The sequence below is a fragment of the Marinobacter sp. 1_MG-2023 genome (genome assembly GCF_030549045.1).
Taxonomy (GTDB): Bacteria; Pseudomonadota; Gammaproteobacteria; order Pseudomonadales; family Oleiphilaceae; genus Marinobacter.
The window spans coordinates 1142843-1156945 of record NZ_JAUOST010000001.1; the positions used below are offsets into that span (position 1 = coordinate 1142843).

The window sequence follows — 14103 nt, forward strand, 5'->3', positions numbered from 1 at the left end:
GAATCAGGGCCTCGGAATAACCTCGCCGTGAGGCTAGTCCAGGTAAAGATCGGGCAACAGGGGCTTGTCGCCGGCTTTGTACCGGTAACGTTCGAAATCGGTCACGCCGCCTTCACGGAGAACATCTTCGTCAATGAGGTTCTGTCCTGTCAGTTCGTCCACTGTCCGGTTCAGGATGCTTACGGCAGCGTCGGCCATGATGTCCGGCTTCCGGCCTTGTGCCATTAATTGTTCGCCGCCCGCTTCATGCTGAATCGCTGCGGTGGCTATTACGGTTTTAGGCCAAAGGGTGTTCACCGCGATACCGTACCGTTTGAACTCTTGAGCCATCCCAATGCTGATCATGGTCATGGCATATTTCGTTGAGGTGTAAGGCCCAAAGTGAGCAAACCATTTGGGATCCATATTCAATGGCGGCGACATGCTAAGGATATGGCCACGCTCGGACTGTTTAAGCCAGGGCAAGGCGGCCTGGCTGCATGCCATCACTGCACGGGCATTTACCTGGTGCAGAAGGTCGAAGCGGCTGACCTTCAGCTTCTCCACACCGGCCAGTCGAATGGCGCCGGCGTTGTTGATCAGGGCATCAATGCCGCCAAAGTGTTCGGCTGCTTCATCAATGCGTTTTTTGATCTGTTCTTCGTCGCGCACGTCGAGTACTAAAGGCAGTGCCTGGCCTCCGGCTGCACGAACTTCCTCAGCGACCGTGTGAATGGTGCCGGGTAGCTTTGGATGCGGTGTGTCTGACTTTGCGGCGATCACAACATTTGCGCCTTGACGGGCACAGGCGAGGGCAATCTGGCGGCCGATGCCACGGCTGGCACCGGTAATAAATACGGTTTTCTTGTTCAAGGTATTCATTTCTCGCTCTCCTGTTCGGGTGCTTCGCCGATGGTGATCTCTACCAGCAACTGGCTGCGTTTCACCTGGCTGCCTTTGTTGGTCAGAACCTCGCCAACAACCCCATCGCAATCGGATTTCACCGGGTGCTCCATTTTCATGGCTTCCAGTATTACCAGGGTGTCCCCTTGGCGAACTGCCTGCCCGGGCTCCACCTGTACGTCGATAATGGCGCCGTCCATTGAGGCCTGAATGCGCCCGCTGCCCGGGCCGTTCGTACCTGCGGCTGGCTGGTGAGTAAGATCAGTGACTGACCACGACTCTCCGAACGCCTGTAAATATAGCGAATCTCCGCTGCGATGATACTGGCAACGCTGCCGGATACCCTTGTCGATAGTGCATAGGACACCGTTCTGCATGCTGGTAACAACCATTTCATGGCATTCGTCACCAAAGCGGCAGGAAAGTTTGTTGCCGCTGCTTTGTACCAGCAGCTCAACAGTTTCGTCGCCGGTATCGAGCTTCATCGGCGTATTGGTAGCGGGTGCGTTGCTCCAGGCTTGCTGGCTAGCATTGCCATGGGCCAGAACGCAGGCTGCAAGAGCGAGCTGGCGGATTCTCGGTTTAGCTGGCTGCAATGATTGGTCTTCGCTGAAGGCCTGCTGCAGGAATGCCGTGGTAGCCTCGCCGGCACCAAACGTGCTGTCTGCAATAATTCGGCTGAGGAAGTGGCGGTTGGTTGTGACGCCAAAAACAATCGTATCTTCCAGCGCCCGGATCAGCCGACGGCGGGCCTGATTCCGGTTCTCGCCCCAGGCGATGACCTTTGCAAGCATGGGGTCGTAATGCGGAGTGACTTCGTCGCCGGAACGCACGCCCGTGTCATAGCGAAGGCCTTCGCCCTCGGCCGGTTGGAAGACATGCAGGGGGCCGGTTTGTGGGGTGAAGCCATTGGACGGGTCTTCGGCGTAGAGCCTCACTTCAATAGCATGGCCATTGAGTTTGATTTCATCCTGAACCAGCGGGAGCGGCAAGCCTTCGGCAACTGTAAGCTGCCATGCCACCAGATCCTGCCCGGTGATCAGTTCAGTAACCGGGTGTTCTACCTGCAGGCGCGTGTTCATTTCCAGGAAGTAGAAGTTTCGATCTTTGTCCACGAGGAACTCGACGGTGCCTGCGCCTTCATAGTCGCAGGCCAGGGCGGCTTTAACGGCGGCTTCGCCCATGACGGCCCGAAGTTCGGGGGTCACGAAGGGTGAGGGAGCTTCTTCCACCACTTTCTGGTGGCGACGCTGTACCGAGCAATCCCGTTCGCCAAGGTACACGGCGTTGCCGTGGCGGTCGGCGAAGACCTGTATTTCCACATGGCGAGGTTCGATGACGGCTCTTTCGAGGATCAGTTCGTCGTCGCCGAAGGCTTGTTTGGATTCGGAGCGGGCGCGTTTTATGTTGTCTGCCAGCTCGGACTCATCGTTTACAAGGCGCATGCCCCGGCCACCACCACCAGCAGAGGCTTTGATCATCAGCGGGTAGCCGATGTCGGCTGCGGCGGCAATGAGCTCGTTGTCACTGGCGTTGTCGCCTTCGTAGCCGGGAACAACAGGTACTCCAGCTTTTTGCATGGCGATTTTTGAGCGCCGTTTGCTGCCCATAAGTTCGATGGCGCCGGCTGGCGGGCCTACGAATACGATGCCGGCTTCTTTGCAAGCATTGGAAAACCCGGCGTTTTCGGAGAGGAAGCCGTAACCTGGGTGGATGCAGTCTGCGCCGGTTTTGCGGGCGGCATCGAGTATGGCGTCGGCGTTCAGGTAGGAAGCGGCTACTTGTGCGGGGCCTATGCAAACAGCTTCATCTGCCAGATCTGTGTGCATGGCGTTGGCGTCTGCTTCGGAGTAGACGGCGACGGTGCGGTATCCGAGGGCTTTGGCGGTACGAATAACGCGGACTGCGATTTCTCCGCGGTTCGCTATCAGTAACTTTTTTAGCATTGTGCTGGTCTCTTGTTCTGTGTGAGGCCGCGAGTGAGGAGGGACAGACGTCTCCAGAAAACCGCTACGAGCCCCCCTTGCGGGGTCCGGCCAGCAATCATAGATTGCTGTCGTTCGGCTGCGCATGAAGCTTCGCTTCATAAACGCTTGCCTCACCCATGTGCGCTTGACTCCGGCCATCCATGGCCTCCGACATTTCCTGAAAGTGCTTCCACACCCATTCACTCCCTCTGATCTATTTCGTGTCTGCCCAGGCTGGAGCACGCTTCTGCATGAATGCCATGGTGCCTTCGGTGCCCTCGCTGCCCCGGACAGCTGCTGTGAACATTTCGGCTGCGCTGTCGAGTAACCCGCCCATGGATTCGTGTCCGACCCGGTGGAGCAGGGCTTTGGTTTTTGCCGTGGCATCTGGCGCGCAGTGGCGAACGCGTTCCACTGCATGTGCCAGCATGTCTTCCAACTCTGTATCGGATGTTGCTGCTTGGTGAACGATGCCCAGCGCACAGGCTTCTTCCGCTCCAATTCTTAATCCGAGCAACGCTAGTCGTCGGGCCTGGGTCAGGCCTATGCGTTCAACCACAAATGGCGCGATCTGGGCCGGGATGATGCCGAGGGAGGTTTCCGGCATGCCGAATTTTGCGGTAGGCCCGGCAATAGCTACGTCGGATACACAAGCAAGGCCAAAGCCGCCGCCCATGACGGCACCCTCGGTGATGGCGATGACAACTTTGGAGGATTCGTTTACTTGTTGAATCATCTGTCCGAAGGCGCGGTTGAGTCGGTAGAACGGATCTTTTTCACCTTGATTGGCTTTCTGGTTGCGGGCGCCTGCCATGTCTTTGATGTCGCCGCCTGCACAGAAGTGGCCGCCTGAGCCTCTTATAACCACGGCGCGTATGCTGGAATCCGATTCCACTTCGGTAAAGATCGTGGACAATTCGGCCACCATCTGCAGGCTCATGGCGTTCCGGGAGTCTGGCCGGTTAATGGTGACGTGCAGGGCTGGCCCCTGTTTTTCCAGAAGCAGTGTTTCGCAGTGAGGCAAGGTTTCCATGATAAGACTCCAAGAATGATGTCCGGAGCTGGCGGGCCGGTGTAGTTGTTCAGGACTGTAGAGGGCCATGGATGGCCCGATTCAAGCCCTACATGGACGTACTTATGGGCGTGTCCTGAACAACTACACCGGGCTGCCAGCTTTGCACAGGGTTCAGCCTTTGCGCTTGCCAGGCAAGGTTCCCATCAGTTTGCAAATAATCCCCAGCATGATTTCATCGGCACCGCCGCCGATAGACACCAGGCGGACATCGCGGAACGCACGGGATGCAGGGTTGTCCCACATAAAGCCGTTGCCGCCCCAGTATTGTAGGCAGCTGTCGGTAACTTCGCGGCCCAGGCGACCGGCTTTCAGTTTGGCCATGGAGGCGAGTTTGGTTACATCTTTGCCTTCGATGTGGAGCTCGCAAGCCTGGTAGGTCAGGGCGCGCAGGGCTTCGACTTCGGTTTGCAGTTCGGCCAGACGGAAGTGAATAACCTGGTTGTCGATCAGCGGTGTGCCGAAGGTTTTGCGCTCGCGGCAATACTCGATGGTCTGATCAATGCAGTTTTCCAGCGCCTTGATGACGTTGGCTGCACCCCACAAACGTTCTTCCTGGAACTGCAGCATTTGCATCATGAAACCGGTGCCTTCAGCGCCAATACGGTAGCGTTGGGGTACGCGAACGTCGTCAAAAAAGATCTGGGCGGTTTCGGACGAGCGCATGCCCAACTTGTTCAGATGCGGGCTGAAGGTGATCCCCGGCGTGTTCATGGGCACCACAATGAGGGACTTGTTTTTGTGCGGTTTGTCGTCGCTGGTGTTTGCCAGCAGACAGATAAAGTCGGCCTGTGGGCTGTTGGTGATCCACATTTTGGAGCCGTTGATGATGTAATCATCCCCATCTTTTTTGGCGTTGGTTTTTAGGCCCGCGACATCGGATCCGGCCCCCACTTCACTCACGCCGATGCATCCCACCATATCGCCGGCGATCGCCGGTGCCAGGAAGGTGCGCTTCAGTTCGTCTGAGCCGAAACGAGATATAGCGGGTGTGCACATGTCGGTTTGCACGCCTATGGCCAGGGGTACGCCACCGCAATTTGCCATACCAAGCTCCTCTGCCGCTACGAGGTTGTAGCTGTAATCCAGCCCCATGCCGCCGTACTCTTCGGGCTTTTGAATGCCCAGTAGGCCAAGGTTGCCCAGTTTTTTGAACAGTTCGTGAATAGGGAAATTGCCTGCTTCTTCCCACTCGTCGCAGTGGGGGTTAATTTCTTTCTGCACGAAATCGCGGACGGTTTTTCTCAGGGCTTCGTGTTCGGCTGTGAATTTCACTTTTTGTTCTCCTGGATCTAGTTCGTGCTTTCTTTGTTTTGGTGCATGTGCCTTAGCTTGGGGTCGCGAGTGTGGGGCTGGGCGTTCAGAAAACCGCTACGAGCACGTCCGTGTGCGCTTGTTTCGGGCCGTCCATGGCCCTCTACATTTTCTGAACGCCCAGCCCCACACTCGCTTATATCTGGGACCTTTTGCTATCTGGAACAGTTTCTGAGCTTTGATGTATCAGGCCGCTCATTGCATCGTTGTCTCTAATTTATGCTGTTGAAATTCATGTGCTGTAAGAGCATTAACTCGTGGTTTCGCTGAACCGTCTGGGAGGGCGTGTCCAAAAATGTCGGAGGCCATGGATGGCCGGAGCCAAGCGCACACGGATGTGCTTGTAGCGGTTTTTGGACACGCCCTCCCAGACGGTGCCCCACCCAAACAAGCAATCCACGAGGCGGGCTTCACCCAAGACCAGTTAAAGGCGGGCCACGCCAAATGTGTTGGGCCGCAACTGGCGAATTTCGGCTTCTCGGCATACGTCGAGAACCAGGGCGACTACGCGCCGGGTATCCCTTGGATCGATCAGTCCGTCATCCCATAACCTTGCCGTACCGAACAGCGCCGTGGAGCCGTCCTCCAGCTTTTTGGCTGTGGCCTGCTCCAGAAACTCCAGAGTTTTCGCGTCTGGCTCCATACCGGCGCGGCGCTGTTTGTCTTCCGCTACGATGCGCATCACCTTGCCGGCTTGCGCTGGGCCCATTACGGCGGTTCGGCTGTTGGGCCAGGCGAAGATGAATCTGGGGTCCAGGCCGCGACCACACATGGCGTAGTTACCTGCACCATAGGAACCGCCGATCACGATTGCGACTTTGGGTACCCGGCAGTTGGCAACGGCCTGAATCATTTTCGAACCGTGTTTGATGATGCCGTTCTGCTCAGAGTGAGTGCCCACCATGAAACCTGTGGTGTTGTGCAGGAACAGCAGAGGCGTGCCGGCCTGGTCGCAGAGCTGGATGAACTGGGCCGCTTTTGCGCTTCCCGCCGGGGTTATCGGGCCGTTGTTGCCGATAATGCCGACGGAGTGACCTTCAATGCGGATGGTGCCGCATACGGTCTGGTCGTCGAACTCGTTCTTGAAGTCCATGAACTTTGAACCATCGGCTATGCGCGCCAATATCTCGCGTACGTCGTAAGGTTTTTTCGAGTCAGAGGGTATTACGCCCAACAACTCTTCAGCTGGATAAAGAGGCTCGTCCCATTTTAATTCGCGCTGCACGGGAAGTTGCTCATTCCAGGGCAGGGCTTCCATGATGTTTCTGGCCTGGCGGATCCCGTCGGCATCGTCTTCGGCCAGGTATTCGGCGGTGCCGGCAACCTGGGCGTGCATTTCTGCACCGCCGAGTTCTTCGTCATCGGCTATTTCACCGGTAGCCGCTTTAAGCAATGGTGGGCCGGCCAGGAACATTTTTGCCTGGTCACGAATAGCAATCACATAGTCAGACAAGCCGGGCTGGTAGGCGCCGCCGGCCGTAGCATTGCCGTGCACCACAGTGATCTGCGGTAGCCCGGCGGCCGACATGCGAGCCTGATTGGCGAAGCCCCTCGCGCCCTGAACAAAAATATCCGTGGCGTAGTTCAAGTTGGCGCCGCCACTCTCCGACAGCGAGACAACCGGCAATTTGTTCTCTTTGGCGATCTGTTGCAGGCGCAAGGTTTTATCAAGGCCCGCGGGCGTGATGGTCCCGCCCTTGATGGCGCTATTGCTGGCAACTACGAGACAGCGGATGCCGCTGACGGTGCCGATACCGGCGATGATGTTGCCGCCCGCCAAGCTGCCGTCTTTGTCATCGTGCATCTTGTAGCCTGCCAATGAGCAAAGCTCCAGGAAGGGTGTGCCGCGATCCAGCAGACGGTTAATGCGATCCCGGGGCAGAAGCTTTTTGCGCTTGGTGAACTTTTCCCTTGCGGCTTCCGCCAGGTCGAGCACCTTTTGCTCTACATCCCGGAACGTCTGGATGTGTGCAGTCATCGCCTCGCTGTTGCCGCGAAACTCATCAGATTGCGGATTAACGCTCGTTTCCAGGGGTTGCATAGGAATTCCTCAATCCTCGCTGAGTACTTTGGGTGTGACTGCCCGATGAAAACCGTTATAAGGCTCGTTATTCTTGGCTTTGGGGAACGGCCATACGCGCCCACCCTGTGACGCTGCGCCATCAATGCGCAGGCAGTCGCCGCTGATAAACGATGCGCCCGGGCTCAGCAGGAAACAGATCGCCGAGCTGACTTCCGATTCTGTGCCCATGCGTTTAATAGGAACGTTATCACCGAGGCTGCGAATCCACTGCTTCATGTGTTCGGGGTAGCTGTCCATGCCGCTGGACGCTATCCAGCCAGGAGCCACCGCATTCACGCGAACACCGGAAGTGCCCCACTCCACGGCGGCTGTCTGGGTAAAGTTCACCATGCCAGCTCTTGCGGCGCCCGAATGCCCCATGCCCGGCATGCCGCCCCACATGTCGGCGACAATGTTCACGATGGCGCCGCCGGTTTTCGATAGCGCCTGTGTGTAGGCTTCTCTCGCCATCAGAAAACCACCGGTGAGGTTGGTGCGAACAACAGTTTCCCAGCCTTTCTGATTGATGCCGGCCAGAGGGGAGGGGAACTGGCCACCGGCGTTGTTGACCAGGCCGTCCAACCCGCCATGTTCTGCAATAATCGCTTTTACCGTGGCTTTTACAGACTCTTCTTCACGGATATCACACACGTGAGCCGAGGCTATTCCGCCGTCTTCAAGAATTTCAGCTTTTACGGCTTCAACTTTTTCGACTTTACGACCCACCAGCGCAACTCTGGCTCCAAGAGAGGCCAGTTCGTGGGCGGTACAGCGCCCGATACCAGAACCTCCGCCGGTGACGATAAAGGTCTGATTCTTGAACAGGTCGGGGTGGAAAACGGATTGATAACTCATAATTTGAAAGCCTTGTTCAATGTTTGGGCGCTCGGGCATGCACCATAGGATTAAGATCCAGCCAGCCCCGAGGGCACCGGCACCGGAAATTCCAGCAACTGCTGAGCAAATGCCTTGCCTTGCGGGTCAATACGCAGACTGGCAACGCCGCCTCCGCCCAGGCTGTGCTCCAATAAGAAGTTGAAGGCGTTAAATCCTGGCAGTGACCAGCGTGTGACCCTTCCGGTTTCCGGGTTCAGTGTGTGGGCCATCCATTCCGCAACGGCCTCTTCGGTCAACGCTGCTGCGATAAAAGGCACAAAGTCGGGGTTGCGTGCAATGACGCCAATGTTTGTGTGGTCTCCCTTATCACCGCTGCGAGCCCAGGCAAGATCAATCAAAGGCACGGTGGTATCCGTTGCCGATGGTTTCTCTATTACGGGTTGATCCGTGATCCGGCCGGGCTGGAATCCACCGGCCGAAGCTACCGAAACGGGGGCTGCCTCTCCGCTCAGGTCAACAGACACAGCTACCGCACTCTTGGGTACCAGACAAGAATAAAGTCGAATCTTGGGCCACACTGTTGGCCGACCACCCACGATGCCCGTTAAACCTGGTGCCATGCCGGTAGCGGCTTGCGCAATCTCCCGGGAGAAAAGTACAAGAGCGCCCTTTTTGACATGGGCTGCACTGATTTTCACGACAACTTCCCGGCTGGTCTGGCCACGACCTTGTTTGCCGTAGGTGGTTTCAGTGCCCAAGAGTTCGATGCTGGTTTCGGTGTAATCGGGCAAGCCGCGTTCCCGGAACAGTCGGGATGTTTTGGTCAGGATCGCTTCGGCAACAGCCTGTGCTTTTTTGGGAGCATCCATGCCTGCCAGCAGGAAAGTTGCGGTGCACTTGAAGCCGTCCGGCCAGGTGCCGGATACCTTGTAACTATCGGTGGGTGGCAGGCCGCTTGCTCCGGATACGGTTACACGGTCTGGCCCGCTCTCCTCCAGTTTTACATTGGTAAAATCGCAGGTCACATCTGGCAGCAGGTACGCACGAGGGTCACCGATTTCGTAAACCAGTTGTTCGGCAACGGTGCCGAGGCTCACCTTGCCACCGGTTTCTTCCGGTTTGGTGATGACAAAGTCTCCGTTTGCACTGACTTCGGCAATGGGGAAACCCATGTCGGCGAAGCCTTCGGCAACCTCTTCCCAGTCGGTAAAGTTACCGCCAGTAGCCTGTGCGCCGCACTCCAGAAGGTGACCGGCAAGGCTACCCTGAGCCAGCTTGTCATAGTCTGCCCAACCCCAGCCGAATTCATGAATCAGAGGGGCGAGGATTAATGCACTGTCCACTACCCGGCCGGTAAGAACAATGTCGGCGCCTTCGTCCAGAGCAGCCACCAGGCCGGGAGCGCCAAGGTAGGCGTTCAGGCTTACCATCATTGCCGGCATGGGCTCGCCTGTGGCCATTTCAGTAATGCCAGCTTTGCCCAGCGCCTGCTTTTGGGGGAGCAGATCATCCCCGACCACCAGCGCAATTTTCATTTCCACACCGGCCTGCTCGCAGAGTGCCTGTAGTGCATCCCGGCAAGCCACAGGATTTACGCCGCCGGCATTCGTCAGTACGCGAATCCCTTTTGCTTTAATGTCAGCAAGAAGGGGGCCCATGACGGTTTCGACAAAGTCCCGTGCGTAGCCCTGGTTGGGGTCCTTCATTTTCTGGCCGGCCATGATCGACATGGTGACTTCGGCAAGGTAGTCGGCAACCAGATAGTCAATATCGCCTTTGTGAACCAGCTGCGCAGCGGCTGTTTCTGTGTCACCCCAGAAGGCGGAGGAACAACCGATACGAACCTTTTTAGAGGAATCAGTCATGGTTAAGCATCCTGTTATTTCTGGCACGTGCCCCGCGAGGGGTGCGGGCCAGTGTTTAGCCCATGGATCAAACATTACCAAGCAAGCGCTTGGTTTGTAAACAGCTAAATGTGGGGTAGAATATCTGTTCTTTCAAAACCCGTGGATATGCCCGTGAGCCAAGACAAAATTCTTCAGTCACTGATCGCTGACAACCTGGTTTCGGCCCCGGACAGCGCGCGTGGCCGACTGCTTCGAGAGGCAGCCCGTTTATTTCGTGATAAAGGTTATGAGCGCACCACTGTCAGGGACCTGGCAGCGGCGGTTGGAATTCAATCGGGCAGTCTCTTTCACCATTTCCGCACCAAAGAAGAGATCCTTAAAGCGGTTATGGTTGAAACCATCAGGCTTAACACAGCGGTCATGCAGGCAGCCATGGAGGCTGCTGATTCCAATCGCGACAAACTGAGGGCACTCATCAGTGCCGAGCTGGAATCGATTAATGGGCAGACCGGCGAGGCAATGGCGGTTCTGGTGTTTGAATGGCGCAGCCTGTCCGAGGCTTCCCAGGTAGAGGTGCTGAAGCTTCGCGATATTTATGAAGCCTTGTGGCTGGATGTGCTCACAGCTTTGAAAGACGAGGGCGCCCTGGTTGCCGATCCATTTGTGGTACGCCGTATGCTGACGGGCGCTTTGAGTTGGACCGTAACCTGGTACCGCCCGGAACGCGGTGGCCTGACCCGGGAAGGGCTGACCGATCAGGTGGTTGCAATGCTGGGCCTGAGTTAACCATGGTCGGCTATGAAGGGTTGGAATTGAGCGTCAACCATTCGTATAGCTAGGCAAACCTGTCATGAACACGCATTATAATGGCAGTATTGGCTGTCAAATGGACGATGTTCCGGAGCGGGGATCATGGCTTGTAGATGCAAACGGATTGCTGGTGTTCTCGCACTTTCGCTGGCGGTAGGTGGCTGTGGTGGCGGGTCATCTTCCAGCGGGGATAGTGAAACTGGTATTCCGCAGGCTCCGGTTGTTCTGAGCGGCTCCATTGGAATTGAAGCCAACACCCGGGTTGATAGTGATTCGGCGGATCGCCTGGTTTTCGGCGAGCTCCCGCTAACACAGCCCCAGCCGCTGCCAGCCTCTTTCGTCCTCGCGGGCTATGTCAGCTTTAGCGAAGACTCCCGTGGTACCAGCGATCCTTTTGATGATTTTCCTCAGGACCCGGAAGACCGTTTTCAAGTTCCGATGATGCCGGGTGAGCGTGTGTCTCTGCGCACGTTTATTGATGATTTGGATGGGCCGACAGTCACCTTGAAGCTGCAGCGCCTGGATGGCACTGTTTTGGACTCTCAGGCCACAGATCCGGTTAACGAACTGTCTTCCGTCAATGTGAACCTACCCTCAGGTGAGGCGGCGGGTGATTATGTCGTCGTGATTTCGGCCGGTGACTTTGATCCGCCTCCCGTTCGTTACGTGCTGTCGAAAACAGCGGGTATTCAGTCGTCGGCGCTGAACCTGGATTGGCCCAGCCACCAGTTTGTTCCGGGGCGGGCGATCGTGGCCATGTCGGATTCTCACGGCCAGCGAATGGCGGCGTCCACTTTGGCGTTGGGGCAGGCTGTCCGTGCTCTGGATCACAAGCACTGGCTAATGGCCATGCCGGTAAGTCGCATGTCTGCGGCCTCTGGCAATGATCAGGAGACTCTTGACTGGATTCAGGCCTTAAGGCAGCAACCCGGGGTTGAGAGCGCTATACCTGACTATGTTGCATCGGCTCAGGGCCCGCTCGATGAGCCGTTGTATCCAAAGCAATGGCACTACGGCCTGATAAACCTGCCGGCAGCCTGGCAACTGGATGCGGGAGGCGGTTCTGACGTTACAGTCGCTGTGCTGGATACCGGGTTGTTCAGAGATAATTCGGGTTGGCATCCGGATCTTGCCCCCAATGTCGTCAACCCGCTTCCCTCTGATCTACCCGGAGCCGATTTTGTTTCAGCAGAATACGACAATGATAGCTCTCCCGGCCGGGATGACGATCCGCGTGACCCGGGAAATGCTGTGGGCACCAACGTGTTTCACGGCACCCATGTTGCCGGTACGGTTGCGGCCAGCGCCAATAACCAGCTGGGTGGAACGGGTGTAGCCTTTGGCAGTAAAGTTTTGCCTGTGCGGGTGCTGGGTGAGGGGGGTGTCGGATCGTCCACCGATCTGATTGATGCAATTCAGTGGGTAGGGGGCAGCACACCACCGAAGGCTGACATCATCAACCTCAGCCTCGGTGGCTTGCCCCAAATACCGGCCTTACAGAGCGCCATAGCTGACGCCGTTACAAATGGTGTGATTGTTGTAGCCGCAGCAGGCAACCAGGCAAGCTCTCTGCCTGCATACCCGGCTGCAGAGCAAGGCGTGTTTTCTGTCAGTGCGGTGGATGGCGTGGGCAACCTTGCCAGTTATTCCAATTTTGGCTCGTGGATTGACCTTGCGGCTCCCGGCGGCGACGTGCTCAGGGATGCGAACCTTGATGGCTCGGCAGATCTGGTGATCAGTGCCAGCGGCAGCCTTGGTGCCAACGGATTTGAGCCGGATTATTCCGGGCTACAGGGCACCTCCATGGCTGCGCCCCACGTTGCTGGCGTATTTGCGCTTATGAAAACCAAAAAGCGAGATCTGGATACCGGAACCCTGTTGGCGTGGCTTGAAAGCGGGGAGCTTACGACGCCCGTTGCGGGTGGTCGCTCAGATGCTCTGGGGTATGGGGTAATTGATGCGGCCAAGGCCGTGCTTACTGCAATGGAAGATCCATCGGTCACGATTCTTTCAGCATCGCCGTCAACGGTCAGCCTGTCGTCGGAGACCCGAACGTTTCAGGATATTGACCTGCAGGTACTGGGTGACGAGAGTAACAGTCTGACGATTGATCCGGACATTGTGAGCCCGGACTGGCTTGATGTGCTTCTGTCTCCTGGGACGCCGTTCGCCGTGAATGTATCGCTCAATGAACAGCTATTGGTGCCGGGTACACCTGTGAGCACCAGACTTGAAATAAACTACACCACCGACACCGACAGAGTGCTTGAAATTCCCGTAGTGGCTGAGCTTGTGACTGATGAAAGCGCCCGAGATGCGGGTCGCCATTTTGTTCTGTTGGTCGACCCTGAACCTGATGGATTTCTTTACACAACCGTTGCCCAGACAAGCGCTGTGGCAGACAACGGACAGTATCAGTTTTCATTCATTCCTGATGACGGTGTGGAGCCTGAAATGCTGAATGAGGTGCCGCCGGGTGACTATATACTGGTTGCAGGATCTGATCTGGATAACGATGGCATTATCTGCCAGTCCGGAGAAGCCTGTGCCGAGTACCCGGTAACAGGTGTACGGGAGGTGATTACCATCGACGAGGACACCGACCTGACGGGTATTAGTATGACCACAAGTTACTCCCGCCCCACGATCTCTGTAGCAACACCGGATGCGTTGCCTCGGCCCGGATTCGCAGGTTACAAACTCAAAACGCCACAGTCGGCTGGCGCGGTGGCACCCAAAACAATTGGAGCTGAGCGTTGATTGCTGTACTCAGGAATATGTTGACAGGTTTGCCGGCGGTTTCATTGGTGGCTGCAGGTGCATTGCTTGTAGGGTGCGCCGCCACAGAAACTGCGGAAGATGAGCCCCGTGCGCCTTTGGTACGTCAGGTTACCCAGTCTGCGCACTGTGGGCTGACGGGCCCCGGGTTGGCATATGTTCAAACCAAAGAGCGACTGCAGCAACTGTTGGAATTGCCCACCCAAAATATGGCCGTTCAGCAATTGCGGGAGGTGGACCTGGAACAGGAGCACTTGTTGTTTGTTACTCTGGGACAAAAACCAACGGGCGGTCACAGCCTCAGCCTGGCCTCGGCTGAGGTTGAAAGTAGCGACAACATGCTACGCCTGACAATGGTTGTTCGTGCGCCTGCGCCCGGTAGTATGGCTGCACAGGTCATCACGTCGCCTTGTGCAGTGATCGCGATTCCGGTTGGTGACTGGTCAGAAATACGGGTCTCAGGCGTCCGGGACGCGGACCTGGTTGAGAAGTTTTAATTATTTTTACGTTCACAGGCTGTTGATACAAACCACA

At 56.7% G+C, this 14103-nt stretch carries 10 protein-coding genes; 3 read left to right on the forward strand and 7 right to left on the reverse strand.

What is annotated here, in order from left to right:
• Positions 1-33: 33 nt before the first annotated feature.
• The 7 genes from Q4606_RS05270 to Q4606_RS05300 form a co-directional block, all read right to left on the reverse strand.
• Positions 34-861 (reverse strand): NAD(P)-dependent oxidoreductase, encoded by an 828-nt coding sequence (locus tag Q4606_RS05270; RefSeq protein WP_303606879.1) that lies wholly within the window; start codon positions 859-861, stop codon positions 34-36.
• The gene (locus tag Q4606_RS05275; protein WP_303606880.1) at positions 858-2828 is read right to left on the reverse strand and encodes an acetyl/propionyl/methylcrotonyl-CoA carboxylase subunit alpha; all 1971 of its coding nucleotides are present in this window, start codon (positions 2826-2828) and stop codon (positions 858-860) included. The genes Q4606_RS05270 and Q4606_RS05275 overlap by 4 nt, the downstream gene beginning before the upstream one ends.
• A gap of 235 nt (positions 2829-3063) precedes the next feature.
• Positions 3064-3882, reverse strand: coding sequence for an enoyl-CoA hydratase/isomerase family protein (locus Q4606_RS05280; protein ID WP_303606881.1), 819 nt, complete (start codon positions 3880-3882; stop codon positions 3064-3066).
• A gap of 153 nt (positions 3883-4035) precedes the next feature.
• Entirely contained in the window at positions 4036-5196 is a 1161-nt protein-coding gene (atuD, locus tag Q4606_RS05285; protein ID WP_303606882.1) for a citronellyl-CoA dehydrogenase, read from the reverse strand.
• Between the two features lie 463 nt (positions 5197-5659).
• Complete coding sequence (locus tag Q4606_RS05290) at positions 5660-7276, reverse strand: acyl-CoA carboxylase subunit beta (RefSeq protein ID WP_303606883.1); 1617 nt, start codon at positions 7274-7276, stop codon at positions 5660-5662.
• A gap of 9 nt (positions 7277-7285) precedes the next feature.
• Complete coding sequence (locus Q4606_RS05295) at positions 7286-8152, reverse strand: SDR family oxidoreductase (RefSeq protein WP_303606884.1); 867 nt, start codon at positions 8150-8152, stop codon at positions 7286-7288.
• 50 nt (positions 8153-8202) lie between these two features.
• On the reverse strand, positions 8203-9999 hold the full coding sequence (locus Q4606_RS05300; RefSeq protein WP_303606885.1) for an acyclic terpene utilization AtuA family protein: 1797 nt from the start codon (positions 9997-9999) through the stop codon (positions 8203-8205).
• 147 nt (positions 10000-10146) lie between these two features.
• On the opposite strand from Q4606_RS05300, the gene Q4606_RS05305 reads away from it, so the two are divergent.
• The 3 genes from Q4606_RS05305 (at position 10147) to Q4606_RS05315 (ending at position 14066) form a co-directional block, all read left to right on the forward strand.
• On the forward strand, positions 10147-10767 hold the full coding sequence (locus tag Q4606_RS05305) for a TetR/AcrR family transcriptional regulator (protein ID WP_303596224.1): 621 nt from the start codon (positions 10147-10149) through the stop codon (positions 10765-10767).
• Between the two features lie 126 nt (positions 10768-10893).
• Positions 10894-13551 carry a S8 family serine peptidase gene (locus Q4606_RS05310; RefSeq protein WP_303606886.1) on the forward strand — a complete coding sequence of 886 codons (2658 nt, stop codon included), beginning with the start codon at positions 10894-10896 and terminating at the stop codon, positions 13549-13551.
• Between the two features lie 17 nt (positions 13552-13568).
• Complete coding sequence (locus tag Q4606_RS05315; RefSeq protein ID WP_303606887.1) at positions 13569-14066, forward strand: protease complex subunit PrcB family protein; 498 nt, start codon at positions 13569-13571, stop codon at positions 14064-14066.
• The last annotated feature ends 37 nt before the right edge of the window (positions 14067-14103 follow it).